This is a genomic window from Colwellia sp. 75C3, from assembly GCF_002836255.1.
Classification (GTDB): domain Bacteria; phylum Pseudomonadota; class Gammaproteobacteria; order Enterobacterales; family Alteromonadaceae; genus Colwellia.
Genome location: NZ_PJAU01000034.1, coordinates 38,941 through 60,921 on the forward strand (window position 1 = coordinate 38,941; position 21,981 = coordinate 60,921).

16 protein-coding genes are annotated in these 21,981 nt (G+C 36.3%); 3 read left to right on the forward strand and 13 right to left on the reverse strand.

All coding sequences use genetic code 11. The features are described from left to right. Window positions 1–8 precede the first annotated feature (8 nt). The 4 genes from CXF85_RS07880 to CXF85_RS07895 all read right to left on the reverse strand — a co-directional run bounded on the left by CXF85_RS07880 (window position 9) and on the right by CXF85_RS07895 (window position 3,100). On the reverse strand, window positions 9–926 hold the full coding sequence (locus CXF85_RS07880; RefSeq protein ID WP_101227982.1) for an FAD:protein FMN transferase: 918 nt from the start codon (window positions 924–926) through the stop codon (window positions 9–11). Between the two features lie 41 nt (window positions 927–967). Then, window positions 968–2,302 (reverse strand): DUF3570 domain-containing protein, encoded by a 1,335-nt coding sequence (locus CXF85_RS07885; RefSeq protein WP_101227983.1) that lies wholly within the window; start codon window positions 2,300–2,302, stop codon window positions 968–970. Beyond that, window positions 2,302–2,490 (reverse strand): DUF4266 domain-containing protein, encoded by a 189-nt coding sequence (locus CXF85_RS07890; RefSeq protein WP_101228004.1) that lies wholly within the window; start codon window positions 2,488–2,490, stop codon window positions 2,302–2,304. Before CXF85_RS07890 ends, CXF85_RS07885 begins: the two co-directional genes overlap by 1 nt. Window positions 2,491–2,569: 79 nt before the next feature. Continuing rightward, the gene (locus CXF85_RS07895) at window positions 2,570–3,100 is read right to left on the reverse strand and encodes a TlpA disulfide reductase family protein (RefSeq protein ID WP_101227984.1); all 531 of its coding nucleotides are present in this window, start codon (window positions 3,098–3,100) and stop codon (window positions 2,570–2,572) included. Between the two features lie 603 nt (window positions 3,101–3,703). On the opposite strand from CXF85_RS07895, the gene nhaD reads away from it, so the two are divergent. Beyond that, complete coding sequence (gene nhaD / locus CXF85_RS07905; RefSeq protein ID WP_198555557.1) at window positions 3,704–4,948, forward strand: sodium:proton antiporter NhaD; 1,245 nt, start codon at window positions 3,704–3,706, stop codon at window positions 4,946–4,948. 103 nt (window positions 4,949–5,051) lie between these two features. Here the strand turns inward: nhaD and CXF85_RS07910 are convergent, their stop codons facing one another. Next, window positions 5,052–5,720, reverse strand: coding sequence for a substrate-binding periplasmic protein (locus CXF85_RS07910; RefSeq protein ID WP_101227986.1), 669 nt, complete (start codon window positions 5,718–5,720; stop codon window positions 5,052–5,054). An 860-nt stretch (window positions 5,721–6,580) separates the two neighbouring features. Here CXF85_RS07910 and CXF85_RS07915 point away from each other — a divergent pair. Next, window positions 6,581–7,435 carry a sensor domain-containing diguanylate cyclase gene (locus tag CXF85_RS07915; RefSeq protein ID WP_101227987.1) on the forward strand — a complete coding sequence of 285 codons (855 nt, stop codon included), beginning with the start codon at window positions 6,581–6,583 and terminating at the stop codon, window positions 7,433–7,435. Window positions 7,436–7,844: 409 nt separating this feature from the next. Here the strand turns inward: CXF85_RS07915 and CXF85_RS07920 are convergent, their stop codons facing one another. From CXF85_RS07920 to CXF85_RS07930, 3 genes are all read right to left on the reverse strand, one after another. Continuing rightward, window positions 7,845–9,518 carry an amidohydrolase gene (locus CXF85_RS07920; protein ID WP_101227988.1) on the reverse strand — a complete coding sequence of 558 codons (1,674 nt, stop codon included), beginning with the start codon at window positions 9,516–9,518 and terminating at the stop codon, window positions 7,845–7,847. A gap of 186 nt (window positions 9,519–9,704) precedes the next feature. Continuing rightward, window positions 9,705–11,624: a YfiR/HmsC family protein gene (locus CXF85_RS07925; protein WP_101227989.1), complete on the reverse strand. Its 1,920-nt coding sequence runs from the start codon at window positions 11,622–11,624 to the stop codon at window positions 9,705–9,707. Between the two features lie 78 nt (window positions 11,625–11,702). Then, window positions 11,703–13,811 (reverse strand): TonB-dependent receptor plug domain-containing protein, encoded by a 2,109-nt coding sequence (locus CXF85_RS07930; RefSeq protein WP_101227990.1) that lies wholly within the window; start codon window positions 13,809–13,811, stop codon window positions 11,703–11,705. A 165-nt stretch (window positions 13,812–13,976) separates the two neighbouring features. On the opposite strand from CXF85_RS07930, the gene CXF85_RS07935 reads away from it, so the two are divergent. Then, entirely contained in the window at window positions 13,977–14,663 is a 687-nt protein-coding gene (locus tag CXF85_RS07935) for a cytochrome b/b6 domain-containing protein (protein ID WP_101227991.1), read from the forward strand. A gap of 150 nt (window positions 14,664–14,813) precedes the next feature. On the opposite strand, the gene CXF85_RS07940 is transcribed toward CXF85_RS07935, so the two are convergent. The 5 genes from CXF85_RS07940 to CXF85_RS07960 form a co-directional block, all read right to left on the reverse strand. Further along, a complete protein-coding gene (locus CXF85_RS07940) occupies window positions 14,814–15,293 on the reverse strand; it encodes a c-type cytochrome (protein WP_101227992.1) in 480 nt (159 codons plus the stop codon). A 220-nt stretch (window positions 15,294–15,513) separates the two neighbouring features. After that, the gene (locus tag CXF85_RS07945; RefSeq protein WP_101227993.1) at window positions 15,514–17,997 is read right to left on the reverse strand and encodes an ABC transporter permease; all 2,484 of its coding nucleotides are present in this window, start codon (window positions 17,995–17,997) and stop codon (window positions 15,514–15,516) included. 25 nt (window positions 17,998–18,022) lie between these two features. Further along, window positions 18,023–18,742 (reverse strand): ABC transporter ATP-binding protein, encoded by a 720-nt coding sequence (locus CXF85_RS07950; RefSeq protein WP_101227994.1) that lies wholly within the window; start codon window positions 18,740–18,742, stop codon window positions 18,023–18,025. 229 nt (window positions 18,743–18,971) lie between these two features. Next, window positions 18,972–20,225, reverse strand: coding sequence for an efflux RND transporter periplasmic adaptor subunit (locus CXF85_RS07955; protein ID WP_101227995.1), 1,254 nt, complete (start codon window positions 20,223–20,225; stop codon window positions 18,972–18,974). 369 nt (window positions 20,226–20,594) lie between these two features. Continuing rightward, a complete protein-coding gene (locus tag CXF85_RS07960; RefSeq protein ID WP_101227996.1) occupies window positions 20,595–21,971 on the reverse strand; it encodes a sensor histidine kinase in 1,377 nt (458 codons plus the stop codon). Between the last annotated feature and the right edge of the window lie 10 nt (window positions 21,972–21,981).

A 21,981-nucleotide genomic window follows, 5' to 3' on the forward strand; every position in this document is an offset into this window, starting at 1 on the left:
ATATTTAGCTACCTTCTTGCCCAAAAAGTAATGTCTTGTTCAGTTAAAAATTGTTCCGCATGTTCACCTTGTAAAAGCGCTAAGGTTGCTAAAATACCTGCTTGGATACACTGTGGTGCAACGGTTGTGATGGAACGTGGAGCGTGGGTTATCGGCCAACCTGTTTTCGCATTTAATACGTGGCCGTAACGGATCCCGTCTTTTATTAGGTAACGCCTTGCATCACCACTGGTAGCCAATGCCCCTTGCACAAGTGCAACAATCATATCTTGAGGTTGACCAAGTGCATCACTGTCAGGGTGCTCAATAGCGACTTGCCATGCTTGTTTATTAAGTCTGGGACCTGTCACAGCCAAATCCCCACCTAAATTGACTAAAATAGGTTCGTCAGTAATTTCTTTTGCTAATAATATGCAGCGATCTACCGCGTATTCTTTACCTATACCGCCAAAATCTAACTCCATATCTTGTGGTAAACAAATGCTATGTTGATCATAAGTGACTTTTTGCCAACCAACAAAGCTCAATACTTTACTAACATCTATTGAGCTAGGAAATTGTTGACATTCACCGCTTAATCCAGAAAAAGACCACACCTGCCTCAATACACCGGAACTAATATCAAAAAGGCCATCACTTAGCTGGTAACATTGCTCGGCAAAATTAAGCAACAGGTAAGTTTCTTCATCAATAGCAATTTTTTTACCAGCACTGTTATTTATTTCACTACAAATACTAAGGCTGTCATATCGACTGTATTTGTCTTCAATACGCCAAACCTCAGCACTAACACAACGAGAAATTTGCTCAACGACCCGTTTATCTTGCGTTTGTATTAATACTTCACAAGGACTGGCCATAGCATTAAAGCTAACGCTATAGCCGTCTTTTTGTTGGCTTAATTTAACTGACCGTTTTTTTTGCATCTTTTGTTATATACAACTACAAAGTAAATAATGACTAAAGTTTAAAATGAATAACTCACTTGCGCAATAACGGCTTCAACTACCGGATACAAATCCACGCTATTCAAGCGTTGAGGATCAACAAAACCTGCATTAGTTGGCATTTGGCGATAATATTCAATCCTAAAGGAGAGTTCATTTCCACCGTTAAGTACCACACCATATTTTGCGCCAACAGTAACAGCAGTCATTTCACCAATTCGATAATCTGCACTAACAAAACCTGTCTGAGCTTTACCATCACCGATATAAGGTTGGTAAAAGTCAGCTGCACTTTGTTGGTAAAAACGAATATGCGGTTCAATATAGCTTGCTGCGCCAACAGGAATAGTAAAGCGAGTATCAATTGTATGAGAGTTAATTCCCCAGTCATCCCACATATAGCGATAAGAGACATCTGCCACAGTATTAAGCAAACTATCATCAAAATGATATTTAGCTTGCATAAATGTGCTCTGTTTTACCCTTGAGTCTGGACGGTTCTCATAAATATAATCTTGTGCTATACCATCGCTATTTAGCACACTGACTACTTTAAAGGGGTCAGTTAAGTAACCATCAACCATCGAATATGAATAATTAAAAGCTGTGATCATGCGACGATTTATCACTTGAGTAAAACCAACAAGTAAATCGGTAGTACTCTTATCCTCGCTATCGCTTATCCTTGTTTTAGCAAATTCAGCATCCCAATCAGATGAACTAGAGTCACCCACTAACATGGATGACAATGGTTTTGGTATGCCGCCTTCTGGGGTGAAAGTATCTTGAAAATAACTTAAGCCCATTGAGATAGTCGAATTTTTCCTATTGAAATCATAAGCTACATTACCATTAACACCTAAAGACAAATAATCATATTCTTTGGAGAAATGTCCACCAACACTACCTGTAATATTATCCGCTAATGGTTGAGTCCATTGGCCATTAAGCTGGACACGCGTATCATGAAAAGTATCATCAAGTGGCGTTTCACCTGCCGGTGTAACGTACTGTCCATTACCTGAAGGACGAGTAAAAGTTTGTGCATTAGGCTGTGCAATAGCACCATTTGCTGATGCGCCTGTTAACGCATCAACCGTTAATTTTAAACTTAAAATCTCATCATTATCAAAGGTTTTTGTGCCCGCGATAATCGCTTCTGTGGCACTGACTCGGTCTACTTCAGAATAAACTAAAAATGCACTGTCAAATTGCCACTCGTCAGCTTCTTTTGCCTGCGCCACAGGAGCAGTGACAACACTAGTGCCGAGTAAAGCACTAGTTGCTAAAGATAATGCTGCTTTTAAGTTTACTTTTTTATTTGTTTTTTTACTTTTTTTATTAAGGTTATTCATTAGTTACACCCACATCCGCCGCCGCCAAAACTTTTTCCACCACTAGATGCTTCTTTAGAGAAATAGATATGATCATCTAAAGCGGCATCAACAGGGCTGGAAGTAAGCGCCATTTCTTTTTTTGCTAATAAGTCACGCTCCCAAGGTTCAACGCCTAAACTACTACAGGCGCTGAGATTGATAGTCATCACTGTTAATAAAATAAGCTTCACTTTTGACGAATGAACTATTGATGAGTTAACTTGCGATAACGTGTTAAATACAGCTTTATTCGCTTTCATGATTGCCTCTGTTTCTCTTGTTAGAAGTATTTTTCAAAAATGTGGTGGATGATGAGTTAAGTAACTGTTTAATCTCATCTTCATATTGGTTAATTTTACCGGAAAAAAAGCCACTATGGCGATATTTAATCTCACCATCTCGACTTATTAACATACTTGTTGGCATGCCTTGAATGGCAAAGTGTTTAGCGATAGTGCCTTTATTATCATAAATAACAGCAAATGATGCGGGGTTATCTTTTAAAAATTGACTGGCCTTAGTTTTATCTGCATCTAAGTTGATACTGATCACAGTAAAACCCTGATCTTGGTATTGCTGCTGAAGTTTATTCATCCAAGGAAACGATTTAACACAAGGACCACACCATGAGGCCCAAAAATCAACATATACTACCTTACCCTCCTCTGCCAACAGCGCTTGCTCAAGAGACTTCCGTGGACTATCACCTTGTTCTACTGGTGTAGCTAAAGCATTAAAGCTTATTAACAGAAAAGTTAAAGCGAGTATTTTTCTCATATTCATTTCCTTAGCAATGATTCTTAAAACTATTTATTGTCATTAGCTTAGACAAGTAAACTTAACTGAAACTTAAGAACATTAAGTTTTAGCAAAGTTTGTAATGAAGGTTGCCTATTTCAGGGAAATTAACACTTCCTAAAAGTTAATTTGGGTATATAATCCGCCTACATGGTGCTAATAAATGATTCAACAAAATAATGATTACTCATAAAGCTTTTGCTTTATTGTATTTTTTATTCTTCTTTTGCTTTTTAAGTACAGCTTATGCTCAACCTTGCTTGGCTGAAAGTAACTTAGCACCCGAATCACAGTCCCAATTTTCATTAGAAGATATCCCTGAATCTGACGCACTGTTAAATAGTAATTTCAGAATAAAACAGGTTAGTTACACAAGCCTTCTTATAGACATCACACTATTAGAAGATCGAAAAAATCATACCTTACCTTGCTGTAACCGTGGCCCTCCTCCACATTATTTTATAAATCAGCAATCAATCCCCTAAGCCACTACTCTCATTGAGTAGCGATAGCTTAGTATTTTCTTTTTATTAAGCAGGCAACTTGTTGTAGCGGCCTCTTAACGCGTTAGCAGCCCTTATTATGATCAATACCGTTATTCTGGTCTTAGTTATCATCAGCTTTTTGATGATTATTACTGAAGACTTAATTCACATCAACAAAGCTAAAACTACACTTTTTTTTGGTACCCTTTGTTGGATCCTTGCTTTTATATTCCCCATAAACAATAACTTGGCGAGTGAAACGACTCACCAGCTAAACGAAAACCTACTCGAAATAGCCACCTTATGGTTGTTTCTTATGTCAGCAATGACCTTTGTTGCTTACTTAAATAGCAAAGGTTTTATCTCCGCCCTAGTACAGAGAATACTTCCAGAGTATCTAACAGAACGTGGTTTAATGTTTGTTATTGCTATATTTGCCTTTGTTTTTTCCTCTTTCGCCGATAATGTCACAGCGACCTTAGTGTCTATCACCGTAGTAATGAATTTACAATTAGAAGTGAAAAAACGACTAAAATACGCCACGCTAATCATTTTCTCAGTCAACAGTGGCGGCGTTTCGCTTATAACTGGTGATGTCACTACCTTGATGATATTTTTAGAAAACAAAGTAACTATTTCTAATTTACTTATTTTAATTGTCCCCTCGTTTTTAGGGGTATTAACGTTAGCCAGTTTATTATCGATGAAACTCTCTGGAGAGGTTAAATTAGCACAAACACGTATTAAAATTGAAAAAGCCGATATCGTCATAGCACTCATTTTTGTATTTACTATTTCAGGTACCTTACTCGCCAATGTGTTATTTCAAATCCCCCCGGTATTAAGTTTTTTGTTTGGTTTATCCGTTATGTTTTTAGTGGCAAACCAACTTCCTAATAAAAATAATAAAGACGTATTAAACTATATACGTGAAGTTGAATATGATGCCCTACTGTTCTTTTTAGGTGTATTGTTACTGGTAGGGATTTTAAAAGAGATTGGTGTGTTGAATGGTTTTACAGAGCTGTATCAATACTTCCCCGCGATAACAGTTAACTATTTAGTAGGTTTTATGTCTTCTGTTATTGATAATGTGCCGCTGACCGCAGCTTTATTAAAAGCCGATGTTGATATGAAAGTTACCGAGTGGTTAATGTTAACTTATGCAACGGGCGTTGGTGGTTCAATTCTAGTTATCGGCTCAGCTGCAGGTATTATCGCAATGAGCAAAATTAAAGAGTTGAATTTCATTAGTTACTTGCGCAATGCTATCTACTTAATTATTGCTTATACGGTGGGTTATATTGGTGTATATTTCGCGGCTAATTGGGCACTGACTTAATAATATCAAGGCATAAAGCGCTAATCCCCCTATGATCATTCATCATTAGGGGGATTCTCATTTAATAATAAAGAGCCCTAATGACTAAGCTAACTAGCGCTACTTACAGATTCAAATATTTATCATATATTTTTTTAAATTCGCCACTCTCTTTCAAGTAATTTAAGCCTAGATTAAAGTCATCTCGTATCTTTTTATCTCTAAATACCGGACGATAATCCATTGGGTCGGCGGTGGTAAATTTATGCTCATCTACAACGACATCACTAATTTCTAGATTTTCCATTAACTTAATTTTATTTACGAAATATTTGAAAATATAACGATCGCAGAGCACTACATCAAACCGTCCTAGATGCAGTAATTTAACTTGTTTTAATTGATCGCTAACCCCAAAAAATCTATTTTCATTAACCACCTTAGCTAACCAATGTGCATAACGTTTTTCAGCGCCTTGAAAAGACGCAACGAGTAGAGAATTTAAATCACTCGGTTTATTTATAATAATATTGCGGCTTTTCAGTGTAATGAAGACATTGTCATAAATAACAGCGGGATTGCCGTAAAAAGCCTCTTTTAATTCAACCCCCATATCGCCCATTGCTGCATCAACAAGATTCTGACTATAAGCGACAGGAACTCTACCTAAAGGATAGTAAAAAGGCTTCAGTGTATGTCCCTTAATGGCTAGAGCAGCAGCTATGATATCAATTTCAATACCAGCATTATTTTTTTCAATAATATACGGAGGGATTTCTTGGCTAAAGGCCATTATTATTTCTTTGCCATCAGCTATGCGGCAAATTAATGCAATGATAAAAAATAGACTATATTTGAGTAATTTAATTGTTATTCTCAATGCCTAACGAGTAAAGCTTACCAACAGTATATGGCAAAGACCGTAATTTAAATTAAATTAACCGTAATAAGCACATATAAAATTAAAATTTGGGGAAATTCACTGGCACTAAATTATTCTACTTGATAAATCCGGTCTTATATCATATTCCCTATATTGAGATGCGTTTCCTACCCAATTAATATGTAGAATAATCATAGGATATAACGTGAAGTCTCATATACTTTTTATGATCACTTTTCTTGTCATCTCAACTTCATCGAAGGCTAAAATCCGAATAAGTTCATCATTAATGCTTCATTCACAGTAATACGATGCAACCAAGTCGACAGACTTGAGTAATTATTAAAATATGTTATTTTTTCACTAGCCCCTCAATCAAAATATTTAATTTATCTTGTTCTAAAATAACAGAATATTGTTATTTCAGTGACTGTTATTCCCTTTTTAATTGGCTAACGGTAAACTTTAAGTTAATCAATAGTTACTCGATAATCACTCTTTAATTACCCAGCCGTTTTGGTGTCTTTGATTATTTATAGTTTGTTCAATAACTACAGTAGCATACCGAGTTATACCTGCTATTTATTGCAACAAAAAACGATGGTCATTACCCTTACTTTTTTCGTTATAACAGTTATGTACCCTCTTAACGTGAATACTGCTATCTTAGAGATCTGTTTTTACTAAACCGACTGATTTATCCTTAAAATACTCAACTGTGAACCCAACATACCTGTTTTAACATTGGCTGATATAGGATTTAATAAATAATGAATATAGACCTACTCAAGCAACGACAGAAAGCTTTCGATTACTTATTTGATGCTGTGGTAGTAACCGATTTAAATGGCATCATTATCGATTGGAATAAAGGTTCACAAGCTCTTTATGGTTATTCAAAAGAGCAAGCTATTGGCCAGCCAGTTAATATTTTACATGTTCCCGAGGATAGCGTAGATATAACCACAGAAGTCATATCTACGGTAGAGCAAGAAGGAAAATGGTCAGGTGAAATACGTATGTTACACCAAGATGGTCACATTGGCTGGGTCGAGTCCATGTGTGTCCCCATCTATGATGATAATGGCCAAATGCTAGGTGCGCTGGGTATCAATAGAAATATCACAGAACGTAAAAATGAAACTGCCCGACTTGAGCATCTCGCACATTATGACCAGCTCACCAATGTTCCAAATCGTTATTTGTTGCTCGACCGTCTAACGCATTTGATCACACAATCTCTACGTAATGAGTCTAGGTTTGCTTTGCTTTTTATTGATATCGACAAATTCAAGCATATTAATGATACAAAAGGTCATATTTTCGGTGACCAAGTGCTAATAGAATTAGCTTTGCGCCTTAAAAGTTCTATTCGTAATTCAGATACACTGGCAAGATTTGGTGGTGATGAGTTTATTATTTTATTAGAAAATATATCAGATATAAAAGATGCATCAACTATGACAGAAACGCTATTTAAAGCACTGAAAAACGAATTTCTTGTCGATGACGCAATGATTAAAATACGTTGTAGTATTGGTATTGCCATATTTCCGGATGATGGAATCACAACGGATAGACTTATTACTACAGCCGATAGGGCTATGTACGAGGCTAAAGATTAACCTTGAAGATAAAGTTTGTGGTAAAGGAAAAATCGATTTTCGCGAATAACTTGCAGGTTTAAAAGTTCATGCTGAAGCACAAGCAACTGATTAACAATTTGAAAGTGCTAGCTTTAGATTTCCGGTAAATAATCCAGAGAGTAAAGCAGACTATTACTATAGTAGTATCTTTGAATAAAGTTTCTCGTTATCGTCTGCCGCTGACATCGCTGTAGGCGGAAAACCAGTTGCTTGTAGTACAAAAGAAGCACTATCTTGGTAATAGTAAAATCAAAAAAAACCGATAAATAGCTATTATCGGCTTTTTCAAAACTAAAATTTATTCAATTGAATTTGCGACTTATTTTGTCGCATAGTGAACATAGATTGAATATAAAAATAGCGTCGTTATAACAACACCCCCTATTACCTATTTAGCTGTTGAAACATCCGTTGCGGAGAAAACCTTTTTACCTGCTACCCACGTTTGCAAAACCTGCTCTTGCCAAATTTTATATGCAGGCATAGTAAGTATGTCATTATCTAAAAGGATGAAGTCTGCTTTTTTACCTGCCTCTAGACTGCCTATAATGTTCTCTTGATGTCCTGCAAAAGCCGCATCAAGTGTAAAACTTCTCAATGCTTCCGTACGTGTCATTTTCTCATCTGCATACCAGCCACCAATAGGTAAGCTTTTATGATCTTGTCTGGTAATTGATGCATGTAAACCATAAAAAGGGTTAGGTGATTCAACTGGGAAATCTGATCCCGCAGCGATAACTGCATTACTATCAAGTAACTTTCTCCACGCATAAGCACCTTGGATACGTTCCTTACCCAGCCGAGAGACCGCCATGTTTTTATCACTAGTAGCATGTGTCGCTTGCATTGAAGCAATAATATTAAGTGATGAGAATCGAGGGATATCTTCTAAACGCAATACTTGAGCGTGTTCAATTCTATGACGTAACGCCTTAGTTTTACTTTTTTTGATTGCTTGTTGATAAAGGTCTAAAATCAATTTATTCGCATTATCACCAATGGCATGTGTATTGACTTGAAAGCCAGCATTCATAGATAAATCAATATAGTGTTGTAAATTTTTATTATCATGCAATAACAAACCTTTATGCCCCGAATGATCACTATATTCATTGATTAATGAAGCTCCTCTACTACCTAATGCGCCATCAGCTTGAATTTTCACACTGTGCATGACAAACATTTCGTCAGTAGATTTATAAGGCCCCTGTTCTAATTGTTGTTGCCAGTTAGGACTCGGCAAATACAACATACCATTTATACGGATAGTCATATTGCCTTCAAGAGCAAGCGTCTTATATAAACCAATATTTTTTTCGTCAATTCCTGCATCGTGAACACTGGTTAAACCTAAACTTGCTAATGATTGCATTGCTCGAGTTAACGCTATTTTATCTTCTGTAAGTGAAGGTTTGGTAATGCTAGCTATTATTAAGTCCATTGCATTATCAATAAAAACGCCCGTAGGCTGACCATTATTGTCTTTTATAATCTCTCCTCCTACAGGAGCTTTACTTGCTGAGGTTATCCCAGCTAACGCCATTGCTTTAGAATTTGCCCAGCCGGCATGTCCATCAACTCGCCTTAACCATACTGGTTTGTCAGGAAAAGCTTTGTCTAAACTTTTAGCATTAGGAAAAGTGTTATTGGACCATTTTACCTGATTCCAACCACGACCCTGTATCCATTCCAAAGATGGATTCTTCTTGGAATAAGATATCGTCCTATTAACCGCATCAATTTCTGAAAAAGTATTAACCAAATCGACGCGTAGTAAGCTGTGTCCATAGCCAAGGACATGACCGTGAGCATCAATTAATCCAGGGAGCATTGTTTGACCTTGGCCATTAATCACAACCGCATCAATAGGTGTGTCAACTAGTTCACCTTGCAGGTACACTTTATCTATCGTGTCATTAGTAAACGAAATAGCAGAAAACTGTTTTAGTGATTTACCGATGAAAGTATAGCCATTAACGTTTTTTATTAAGGTAGTTTGAGCCATAAGTTGCGTGCTGATTAATAACACAGAAATGGCCGTTATCATTTGAGTTTTTTTCATAGTATTGGTCTTGTTATAGTATTGTATTATTTGTGTTTTATTGACTTTTTTGTCACTAAATCATCTTAACATGATCCTAAAAACATGCAAAAAAACTAGTGACAATAGAACCAGCTACTATTAAAAGTTAGATTATAGATTTGCAAGAGAACATTACATCTTGGAAGGTATCGATTATCGTGAGTATTAAATCATAAGAGGTAGGATTATATTTATCGATGTGCCGACATCTTTCTCTGTCGTCACTTTAATTAAACCTTTTAGCTGTTGATTAACTAAATTATAAACGATGTTCATACCTAAACCAGTACTACCCGAACCTCTTTTGGTAGTAAAAAAAGGTTCAAAAATATTATCCAAGGTATGTTGGTCCATACCTTTACCTGTGTCATGGTAATTTATTTCAATGCTTTCATCTGTTGCTTCACAGACAGTAATTGTAATACTACCTTCTGGTATATCGTCAAAGCCATGGACAAGTGAATTCATCACTAAATTAGATAAAACTTGTGAAAAAACCCCTGGTATCGTTGTAATTAGTATCTTATCTGGACCATTACAATGATAACTTATATTACGTTTTTTCATTTCTACAGATAGTGTCGACATTACCTCATCAATATATTTCGCTAAATCAATTTGTCTTTGTTCACTAACTATTTGGTCGGCTGCTACTAATTTAAAGTTTACTAATAAATTTCTAACACGTTCTAGAGCCTTTTCTGACATAATTAATGATTGTTCAGCTTTAGCTATATGTGTGTTCATCCGAGTTTTACTTAATGCTGCGTTCTCAATTTTATTTTTAATTTCTAGGGTATCATCTAATACCAGACTGTTTGCTGTTATCGCAATACTTAGCGGGGTATTAATTTCATGTGAAACACCCGCAACTAACCGTCCTAAAGAGGCCATTTTTTCAGACTGAACTAACTGTTCTTGTGTTTCATTTAGATGGGCCAATGTTTCGGTTAATTTTTTTGTTGTTTTTTTATTTTTATTAAAAAAGAAGATTATTAATAAGGTACCAAGGATAGCTAGGGTAGTTACCACCGTAGTTAACAACAAGTAAGTTTGCTGATTACTGATAATTTTCTTTTTATTGATTAAATCATCACTTTGTTCTTTTAATTGAGTTCTGTGTTGAGCTAGTTCTCCTTCTTGTATCGCTAATACTTTTTTGTTTTGCTCGACAGTCACTAATATCCCTCTATTTTTCATTGATTGTTCCGCAAGCTTTGACTGCTGTTTGAATAACTCTCTTTCTGTTACCGTTGATTGTTCGGTTACTTGCGCTAACCTGAGTTTTTGTTGTGATAATGTCTGTCTTTGTACCTCAAATTGTTGCTGCTTTTGAATAACATTTAGTTTTAATTTTGCTAATTCAGATTTTTGTAACTTTGCCGCTCTAGCATTTCGAGATAATTCGATATTTAATGTGTTAAGTGCTTGCTTTGATGTAACTAATTGCTGCTGTTGCTTAGTAACGTTATTTTGTAAATCAATGCTTTTTTCTCGGGTCTTTTGCATTGCCATTTCAGTTTCACGATAAAGTGTTGCGATATCTAGTTCACTGCCACCGAGCAGTAATAAGTCTGCCGACATACTGAGTTTTTCATAAATGATATTCGATTTATTCACCTCAAAAGAAATGACAGTCGAGTTAGCCTGATGCATTAGATTTATCATCACATCGTGCTTATTTTGGCTATTGTCTGAGATTATTAACGTATTCGTTCCGCGAAGCGCATTGGCAATGTCATGCAAATCACCGTTGAATTGTTTCGGTATATAAACACTGTCTGCGCGCTTTAGCTGTTCAAAGTTATCAACATAACTTACTAGTATACTTTTGTTTTTAATTTTTTTATTTTTGAGAGCTTTGGATAGGAAATCAAAATAGCTAGGTTCTTTATAGATAGCTAAATGGTAGTTGTTTTTACTTGTCTCATTGGGCCAAGTAATATGTTTAAAGAAATTGACCATATAAGCTGATTTTATATGTTTAGCATCAAATTTTTGCGCATTCACAACACTAATCAAACTGACAATAAAATATATGCCAAATATAAAAAAAGCGTTATACCAACCAAATTTTCGTGTCATTCATGATAATCAGATAATAGAAGGTACTTTAAGCATAAGGTAAGCGCTTTAAAAATCAAGGTTAAATAGATATCTTGACTAAAATTGATAAGATAATCCTATTTCTAAAGCCCTACTCGGTAGTGGGTTACCAATGTCGCTATCGATAGAATGATAATTATCTTGATTGAAGACATTAGATATTTTTAAGTAAGTGCTGAAATTTTCATTTATGACTGTATATTGTTGAGAAATAGTAATATCAAATCTTGAAATATGATCAAGCTCTCCATTGAAATCACTATGATAAAGTTGCATAAGATTAACCGTAAACCAGCTGAATATCCCAGTGAGCGATAGATTACTTTTAAACTGTGCAATATCAAGGGTAGCTTCTTTAGAGTCGCCTTTTGGCATAACTTGGCTAATGAAACTATTAAGCTGCCAGTTTTGAGCAAAACGCCACTGTAACTCAACCTCAGCGCCGTAAACAGAATAGTCTTGTGGTGAATTGATAAAGGTATTTTGACTACTTATATTGTCATTCTTATTCACAAAAAACACTGGCTGACCATTTAATAAGTTCTCGGTATGGTTGTAAAAATTATTAATTTTTATCAATACATTATTTTTCTGATAAGAGATTGATACCTCTGAAGAGTCAATCGTCTCTGCCAGTAACTGTGAAGGTAAGCGCGCTAAAACTTGTTGAGGATCTTTCGCCTCTTGATTGATTAAGTCAGTTGCCTCTGTATTTAGCATGTACTCTTTTAAACTGGGTGCGCGAAAAGCAGAGCTATAAGACGCTTTGAGTGTCCACTGATCATTCAACACTTTTACCAAGGCAATTCGGGGAGACCACTGAGAGAAGCTATCCGTTAAGTACTCTCCTTTATCATAGCGAATACCTGCCGTTAAGTGAATGTCAGCGAAGCTACTCAGTAAATCATAGTATTGAAAATACACTCCCTGATTAGTTTTTATTGCTGAGTCTGAACGAGGGAAATAGTCAACGTCCGGTAAATCATCGGCTGGCTGGTATAGGTTACTTTTAGTGAAACCGGTTGCAAAGAAGTCACCTTGTTCTTGTCTTTCTTCAATTGAGGCGCCAAATATCAAAGATTGTTGTTGCGCAATCTGCCAGTTTATCTCCCCTTCCACTAGCTTGGCATTGACCTTAACCCGATAACGACTATAGGTAACAGGATCTCCTTGGCTAATTTGGTCACGATTTTCATTACTCGAAGCGCCCTGCTCTGTCGAATCATTGTTAACTAACTTTATACTTGCGCTAACTTCTCCACTAAATATTTTCTGCCAGGATAAATAACTAATTTTAGTTGCCCAATCAATTTGGTTTTCTTGGTCTGAAAAATCACCTGTCCAATGCTCTCCTAAACCACTTTGTCTATTTAACTCAATGTAACCCAAAGTAAAATCACCTAAACTATCCGTCTCTGCATGTTGCCTTGCATAGATAAATTCAGATTTCTGATCATCATAGTATTTTTGTAGGGGAGAAAAAATTGGACCGACCAACGCATTATTACTCTCTTTTTGATAGTGTGAATAAGCAAGATAACTGTGGCCAACTTGAGAGTGTAAATTTCCTTTCAAGTTAGCTCTTATGGCTTCGCCAAGATTTTGATAACTAGCTTGTGCTGAAAAGTCATTTTCATTATTAAATGCAGAGTCTAAACTTGTGACTCCTAAGAAAGCACTTTGTCCATAAAGCGCTGATGCTGGACCACGTAGGAGTTCTAGTTTATTTAGCATCCACAAGGGTAATTCATTTTCTACTGGTGCTTTATTAGCCCTTGCATGATTAATGCGAATGCCATCAAGTAGCACGAGATGTTTGTTATTTTCAAAACTTCCGGATTTTTGACCTCGTGTTTCAAAAACTCTTTCTCCATAAATACTGTAACTACTGAAACTGGGGCTTATATCCGCTAAGTCAGCCAACTGATGTATGCCCTGCTGGAATAGTTGCTGCTGACTATAAGTAGTAACGGTTGCTGGAGAAAGGTTTAATGGCAAATCAACTTTAGACGAGACTGAAACGTTTACCCGTGATAATTGCTCTAATGTTAGATCAAATACAGACTCTTGCGCGTCGCAAGTTAGTCCCCATAGAGATAATGAAGTCACTATAAATTTTAGATAATCACTCGAAATCAACGTGTTTTGCGAACGAATTATGTACATATAACAGCCATGAAAAATGATCAATTACATAATATTATTTTAGGTTAAGTTATTCGATATTACAAAAAGTTAACTGTGTACAATTCACCGCTTAACTTCATCGTGCCATTTAGGGTAAAATGACCTTCATATTTATAATTTATTGACGTAATAAAAGGTTATCGCGTGACAGAAAAACATCTTATTTGGGACTTACCCTTACGCATTTTTCACTGGAGCTTTGCCGTTACTATTCTAGCGAGTTGGTATACTGCAGAGCAAGGCGCAGATCTCGTTGAAATACACATGCAATTAGGCTTCGTGGCCTTAGCTTTGATCGTATTTCGGGTATTGTGGGGGGTAATCGGCCCTAAACATGCACGATTCTCTCAATTTGTGCCGTCACCAAAAACACTATTATCCTATTTACAAAAGTCAAAAACCGATAAAACAACACCTGGTCATAATCCATTGGGTGCCATGATGGTTATTTTAATGATAGTACTCATATCTGCGCAGGCAATTAGCGGCTTATTTATCAATGACGATGTATTTTCTTCAGGACCCTATTACGGCAGTATAAGTAACGAGTTAGAAAAAATAATGCGTTTTTTACACCACAATACTTTTGATTTTATGATTGCGGCTATTGGCTTACACCTCGCGGCGGTTACTTATTATTGGCGAGTAAAAAAACAAAACTTGGTTTTACCTATGATTACAGGGAAAAAACCTGCAGAGCAAGTTAAGGCTGTTGACGCTATCCCTCATTCTAAGGTTATTCTTGCCTGCGTAGTGGCTGCTTGTTGTGTCGGTTTTGTTTATTGGTTGGTTGTGATGAATGCCCCCGTAATTGAAGAGTTTTATTACTAAGCGTAAAAGTGAACAAGCCATTTAGGCTAATTGTTTGATTAAAAAAATAACCTGACACAAACAAAAAAGCCTTTGCTAAAAATAATCTTGCAAAGGCTTTTTTATACGTTTTTATTAATTAGTAGGATGGTATAAAGTACTTAAATTGATTTATTCTTCTTTAAAGTGATCATGACAACCACCACAAGTCTTACCAATACCACCAATAGCCTTTTTAATCGCGCCTTCATCTTTAGATTGAGCGGCAACCATTAACGCTGCTGATGCTACCGTTAATTTATCAATATCTTTGCTGAAATGTTTAGGATCCTGCCAGATTTTAGCTAATGCTTCAGTTTTTACATTGAACTTAGATGTATCTGTACGAGCATAGTCAGCAATCATTAAAGATAATTGGTTGATACGTGTCGCATTTTTTTCAGCTACGGCTGCATCTACAGGGATTTTTCCCTTAGCCATTGCGCCCAAAGGACCCATGTTACTGCCAAGTAATTTGAATATAGATTGACGTAACTCAGTTGCATAAACAGCATGTTTTTCAGAACTTGCTGGTTGCGCCATACTCGCCGTTGCAACAACTAAACTAGCAGATACGGTAATAGCTAAAATACTTTTTTTCAGAACACTCATCGAGTTTCTCTCTTAATAATTATTATTTGATGATTTTTACAGGGCTAGTGTAGCGTAATAACTCGCTACAACAAGCAACAACTTGTAACAAAAGTAAAAAGTACATAAGTAACCAAAACATTGTTAGATATTAAATAACTTATAAACCTTTCACTCTGTCTTTAATTAGTGTTGACCATTGTTAAATCAGCTGATTTTAATGGTTCTAGAATTTAAATCATTATTCAGATCCTCGCAGACTATATAAGGCAGGTTTGTTAATGTATGCGCGCAGTGGTAGATAACAGGCGTTAAAAGCAATGCAGCTAATCAATAACAAGGTCAATAAAAACAAAGGTAATAAACTGACATTAACAATGTTTTGTAATTGCTCATTAAAACCAATCATTAACCCGATTAAGATCACAATACTAATAATAATGCCAAGGACAACGGCTATTAAATTATCTAAAACAATCAATTTAACAATGTCACGACGTTTCGCGCCTAGTGCTAAACGTGTACCTATTTCAAAACGGCGCATTTGAGTGCTGTAACTTAAAATACCAAACAAACCTAAGGCTGCTAATAAAATAGTTAATAAGGCTAATGTCCCTGTAGTAATTGCTGTTGCACGCTCACTAAAGAGTAATTGTTGATGAATTTCAGCAACATCTTTCATAGAAAATAGAGCAAATAAACTGGTGACTTCACTTACCGCCGTAACTACCTGCTCTCTACTTAATGTTTGATGTGGCTTAAGCTTCACTGTCATGCTGATTGAATGTACAGAGCTCGGCACATATGCACGCACGGGAATAGTACTAGCGCCGGGCATTTGCATCCCTTTAACTATACCTATCACCGTAAAGACTCCACTCTCATCCATTTTAAATTTCATTCCTAATGCATCATCTAAACTAGCGCCCTGAGAGACCAATTTCTTTGCTAAAACATCATTAATAATCATCACCATATTATCTACTTTGCCTTCCGGTGCTGTAAAACCTTCGCGAATATCATGAATAGTAAAATAGTCTCCTGCAAGTAACGGTTGGTCAATTAATTGGAAGTATTGCTCATCAATCCATTTAACCCCTGGGATCATGTGTTCGTTAGTGACAACATTGGTTAGCGCCATGTCATAAAAGCCGCTCAAGGGTGATTGTGAATTACTGACAGCTTCTACTTGTGGCAAGGCTAATAAGCTATTTTTGATCGCTGTGCCAAGTACAGGACCGTCTCTTTCTTCTTGAGTTGGTCTACGCACAGTAGAAAAGTCGATATCAACAAAGTTCTCGGTATTAATACCTATAGGCTTATTAATCACGTTAAGCGCTTGGCTAAACAAACTTAGATTGCCAAAAACTAAGACACTGGCAATAGCAACTTGACTGACAATAAGCGAATACCGTACTTTTTTAGAGACTTGCACCTCAACGCCTTTACCACTGCCATGTAAATGCTGGCTAATCGCTCGGTAGTTGATCATTTGGTTACCTAACAAAGCAAAAAATAACGCAAACATGCTAGCGAAAAAAAGAGCACTTGATAAAGTAAAAGTGCTCAACGCCACTTCATCAACACGAAGGAATACCTGCGCCATATTTTGCTGTAATACTGCAAAGCCAACGCTAGCGAAAGCAAGTGCAATGACCAAGGAAGCAAACATTAACAATGACGATTCTGCTAATAATAATTTAAATAGTTGTGCTTTTTTTGCCCCTACGGCAGCAGAGATAGCCAGTGATTTTTGTAATTGAGCCATACGGGCAATAAATAGATTGGCAATATTACTACATGCTATCAGCACTAAGCCAAAGACACCGGCCAATAACAATAAAACACTCTGCTGATGAGTAGATAAAATGGCTGACTGTAGTTGCGTTACTCGTATATCAACCCGCCAACCATCAAAAAATGCATCACTCGCAACACCCTCTTGCCACTTATTATTTACTGATGTTGTTAATTGTTGTTCAGCTTGTTCTTTTGAACTATTTTTATCGAGCTTAGCTACAACAATTAAATTCTCATTAATACTACCCCAGTCTTTTCTAGCGCGTGCACTCATTCTATTAAAATTCCACGTTAACCAGACTTGGCTTTTAAACCCGACATTATCATCTTCATAGAACCTCAATTGAGGTTCTATGAATGATTGTGCACTCACGCCGATCACTTTAAAACTGACATCACGAAAACGTACTGTTTTACCAACAATATTCATATCACTATTAAACGCTTCTTGCCAAGTTTCAAAACTTAAAACCGCCTCAGAAATATCACTTTTTATGTTCACATCAGTTAAAAAATCTCGCCCTAATATCATCGGTACTTTAAAAACTTTAAACCATGACGGTGTTACATAAGTGGTTAACATCGTTGGCTGTGAAGAGTGTGATGTTAACACTTGCTTGTCATAAGAACTTAACGCAACATCCGTAAACGCCGTTTGATTTTCAACTAAATACATCAGACTAGGATAACTAAAGAGAGGTTCACTACTACTGCCATCTTTATTGGTCAGCATATGTTCTACTTTAACCAAGTGATCTGAATCTGGGTACGGCAAGGGTTTAAATAACATCACATACGCTAATGTTAATATACATAACAATGCACCTAGAGTGATTGACATAGTGGTGATAACACTAAAAGCAAAACTCGGTGTTTGGGTCAAACTTAGGTAAGCCTGTTTAATTGAGTAAAAAAATGAATTCATTGTGCGCTTCCTTGTTGGCTCTAAATTAGTTGGCAATTTGCAATGAAGGCACTGTTAAAATAGCGCCATCAAGCAGTTTTAACTGAATTTTAGCCATATCAGCGTAACGAGGATCGTGCGTTACCATGCAAATAGTCGTGCCGTTTTCATTGAGCTTAGCGAGAACATCCATAACCTGGTCACCACTTTTTGAGTCTAAGTTACCTGTAGGCTCATCAACTAATAAAATCGCTGGATTAGTCACTAATGCACGGGCAATGGCTATACGTTGTTGTTGACCACCTGATAATTGATTAGGTTTATGACTTGTTCTGTGGGTCATCGATACTTGTGCTAAACACTCATTGACCCTCTTTTTTATTGTTTCTGCATCGGGTTTATCGCGATGATAACGTAAAGGCAAAGCAACATTGTCAAATACAGACAATTCGTCAATAAGATTAAACGACTGAAAAATAAAGCCAATTTTACTGTTTCTTGTTTCAGATGCTTGATCAAGGGATAATCGACTAACGTCTTCACCTTCAATAAAATACTGTCCTGATGTTGGCATATCTAACAAACCAAGCAAGGATAGAAGCGTTGATTTACCACAACCAGATGGACCTGAAATAGACACATAGTCGCCTTTGTTAATCGTCAGGTTAATATCAGTTAAGGCATGGGTTTCTAATGCTTCTGTTTGAAATACCTTAGAGACATTAGTCATCTTTATCGCTATATCTTTTATACTCTGATTCATCATTGCTTCCTTGTTAATTATTTATTGAGCGTTTTATTTAAAAATATTTTTACGTTTGTATTAAGTAATACCAATTCCGATAAGTTTCTGATCTTGTTGTACGAAGTAAAAAGACTTCAGGGCAAGGCGCTTGATTGACCAATAGCTGGCTATTGGGATTGAAAGCAACGCTGTCATGGAGAATTTTAGCCAGTACAAGTGGTCAATAATTTAACTGAATTGGTATAAGAAACTAATCAATATTTAACGTACTGACAGTTGCTTTAATGTTTGCTAAATCCGAGATAATATATTGCTCATTCAATTTTGCGCCACTCAATATTTGGATATATCGTCCGGCTTGTTGACCAAATTGAATAGACTGCTGCTTAGCCTGTTGGTTGGTTTTATCAACTTTATAAAGTAAGGACTGTGCGTTCGATTTAATATTGGCAGGCCTTTTCAAGTACAATATATTTTTTAGTGTTGTGATAGTGATTTGACCATCAACATTCAGCTCAGGTCTCGCACTGCTAGGTAGCTTATTTGGTAACGCTATTTCAATGCTCACGGTGTTATTAGAGACAATGGGGTCAATACGAGATACTTGCCCTATTATTTTATCTGACCGGGTATCAATAACTACTTGTTGTCGCAACCTTATTTGCTGTGCTTGGCTTTGCGGGACTTTAATAATGGCAACTAAATCACTAACGCTACCAATTAAACCTATGGTCTGTCCTGCCAATAAGTTCTGGCCAAGCTCCACCGATAGTTTTTGTAAAACACCTGAGAAATCAGCCTGAACATCAAGACTAGCTAGGCGTGATTGAGCTATCACTAAGCGTACTCGTTGCTGCTTAATCCGTTGTTCCATAATGTTAATTGCTTCAAGATGTACTTCCCTGAGTTGTTCCGTACGTAGTTTTAAAAATCCCAGTCGTTGACGTAACTGTACTTCATGTAACCTTGTTTGTTCAAAAACCAATTTAGAGACAATACCTTTTGTTAAAAGCTGTTGTTCAGCTTTACGTTTAAGCGTTGCACTTTGTAGGTCTGCATTGATTTTTGCTAAATCTGCTTCATCAAGTAATAACTCCCTTTTTTGAGTGAGTTTTAATTGACGTAAATTACCCTGTTTTTGAGCCAGTTGTTGTTGTTCATCATCAACTTGCTGTTGTAACTCGGGGTTTTCTAACCGCACAATAACACTGCCCTTTTCGACTAAAGCTCCTGGCTTTAATATTATTTCTTTTACTCGTGCGTTGGTGAGTGTACTTATCAATAATTGTTTATTTGATATCAACTTTCCGTAACCATCAACAACAACATCAAGATCACCTCGTTGTACTTTTTCTATCAAAAGGCTTTCTCGGGCAATTGTTACTTGCCCAAAACTCTTATTCACAGATAACCAAAAGTAACTACATCCCGCAATAAATAGCATGATTAACCATTTATTGTAGAAAGTACTTTTTTTAGAGGTGTTATTTTTTATTATATCCATCACTGCAATCTGTTACTTGAATAATATTAGCTAATTATAGATAGCCAAAATCATGCCAACAATAATAACGTTATTTATTATAAGCTTAAAATAAACCAATAGACTTTAACTTTCTAAAGTTCATTTTCGGACTACACTAGTTCACTTTCGAAATGACTCGATTCATCTTAAAAAGGAACGTTAATTGAATTTTTTGTAATACGGCTATGAGCGATTACAAGAAATAAAAAATAATAAGGCTAATAGCTTTGATGTAAATGCATTTAATTTTGCATTAAAGCGCAGACATAACTCTGGCATAATTATGGGGTGGGAATAACTTTACGCGTGTTAATTCAATGTTGGCATGCTTGGCTTTAATAACGACTGTTATCTCGAAATGATGTGTTTTATGGGTAAATGAATAGCAACCGTAATGCCCCGTTCGCTTACTTTTGACGAGGTATTATTAACAAGGCTTATGCTGCCATGGTGTTGTTCGATAATATTTCGACAAAAACTTAAACCAATGCCTTGTCCTTGCGCTTTAGTACTATATAAAGGCACAAATAGATTAGCCAAATTGCTAAAGCCATGACCATTATCAATCACTTCAATCAACACGGTGTTAGCATTAGTTTTCGGGTGACTCGTTTGTTGGCTGTTAGCTTGAGTACTTATGTTGATGCTGACATGACTAGCACCCGCTTCTTTAGCATTTTTTAGTAAATTAATGAATACTTGTGATAGGAAACTATTGTCTCCCTCGATTGCCTCTACTTGGCTATCTAAATGAACAGTAAACTGATTATTCTTATCTGTATTATATAATGCTATCAGTGGGGAAAAAAAATCAACAACCCGAATAGTTTGATATTGTAACGTTAACTGCTTTGATAATGACGCATAACGTTCAACAAAACTTTGCAAATGCATACATCGCTCGGTGATCACTGTTAACGCCTGTTTATCGCGATCGTTACCGGTTTTAGCTGCGAGGGTCTCTGCCATTGATGATACTGGCGTTAAGGAGTTACGTATTTCATGCCCCAAAACACGAATAATCTGTTGCCATGCATTAAGTTGACTTGCCCGTAAGGCTGATTGAATATCAACAAAAACTAAAAGCAGATGCTGCTCACCAGAATCAATGAACTCACTTTGATTTATTTGCCAACATTCAGCTTCATTATGTATTGCTGTATCATCTGGCTGAAAGTACCATTGCCCATCTTGCTTAGTTAACCCTAGAAACTGAGGAGAAACATGTCGAAATAACTGCCATGGTTGGTTTTTTAATTGATAAAAAGCCTCATTAGCAAAGGTCAGCTGCTGTTTGGCATTAAACACTAAAATAGGCGCCTCAAGCTGACCTATCAATTGATAGACGAGAAAAACGTGCTGATCATACCGTGATTTCTTTCGTTGTAACTCAACACTAAGTGCATTTAATTGTTGATGAAACTCAGCTACTTGTCCTTTAGAAAAAGAAGCTCTAGCATAGAGTTTATAGTCCTCTTGGGCAATAGCATCCAGTTGTAAACTCGCACGTTGGAAACTTGCTAATGTTTTAGCTTTGATACCACTACTTAAACGGTAAACATACAAAACAACCAGTATTTCGCTGAGAGTAACGCCCCACCAAGGCCATGACAATTGCCACGTTACAACAAAAACCAACAGTATCAGTGGTAGTATCAACAGCACTACATGCTGATTTAGATGTTGCTCTAATGAAGCAGCTTTAATACTAAAGGATTTTGTCATAAGTTATTTT

Bases quoted from the DNA above. Each gene is read 5' to 3' on its own strand.
- CXF85_RS07890 (WP_101228004.1), bottom strand. From the start codon at position 2,490: ATGACTATCAATCTCAGCGCCTGTAGTAGTTTAGGCGTTGAACCTTGG.
- CXF85_RS07945 (WP_101227993.1), bottom strand. From the start codon at position 17,997: ATGAATTCATTTTTTTACTCAATTAAACAGGCTTACCTAAGTTTGACC.
- CXF85_RS07950 (WP_101227994.1), bottom strand. From the start codon at position 18,742: ATGATGAATCAGAGTATAAAAGATATAGCGATAAAGATGACTAATGTC.
- CXF85_RS07930 (WP_101227990.1), bottom strand. From the start codon at position 13,811: ATGTACATAATTCGTTCGCAAAACACGTTGATTTCGAGTGATTATCTA.
- CXF85_RS07895 (WP_101227984.1), bottom strand. From the start codon at position 3,100: ATGAGAAAAATACTCGCTTTAACTTTTCTGTTAATAAGCTTTAATGCT.
- CXF85_RS07880 (WP_101227982.1), bottom strand. From the start codon at position 926: ATGCAAAAAAAACGGTCAGTTAAATTAAGCCAACAAAAAGACGGCTAT.
- CXF85_RS07940 (WP_101227992.1), bottom strand. From the start codon at position 15,293: ATGAGTGTTCTGAAAAAAAGTATTTTAGCTATTACCGTATCTGCTAGT.
- CXF85_RS07885 (WP_101227983.1), bottom strand. From the start codon at position 2,302: ATGAATAACCTTAATAAAAAAAGTAAAAAAACAAATAAAAAAGTAAAC.
- CXF85_RS07920 (WP_101227988.1), bottom strand. From the start codon at position 9,518: ATGAAAAAAACTCAAATGATAACGGCCATTTCTGTGTTATTAATCAGC.
- CXF85_RS07910 (WP_101227986.1), bottom strand. From the start codon at position 5,720: ATGGCCTTTAGCCAAGAAATCCCTCCGTATATTATTGAAAAAAATAAT.
- CXF85_RS07925 (WP_101227989.1), bottom strand. From the start codon at position 11,624: ATGACACGAAAATTTGGTTGGTATAACGCTTTTTTTATATTTGGCATA.
- CXF85_RS07960 (WP_101227996.1), bottom strand. From the start codon at position 21,971: ATGACAAAATCCTTTAGTATTAAAGCTGCTTCATTAGAGCAACATCTA.
- CXF85_RS07915 (WP_101227987.1), top strand. From the start codon at position 6,581: ATGAATATAGACCTACTCAAGCAACGACAGAAAGCTTTCGATTACTTA.
- CXF85_RS07955 (WP_101227995.1), bottom strand. From the start codon at position 20,225: ATGGATATAATAAAAAATAACACCTCTAAAAAAAGTACTTTCTACAAT.
- nhaD (WP_198555557.1), top strand. From the start codon at position 3,704: ATGATCAATACCGTTATTCTGGTCTTAGTTATCATCAGCTTTTTGATG.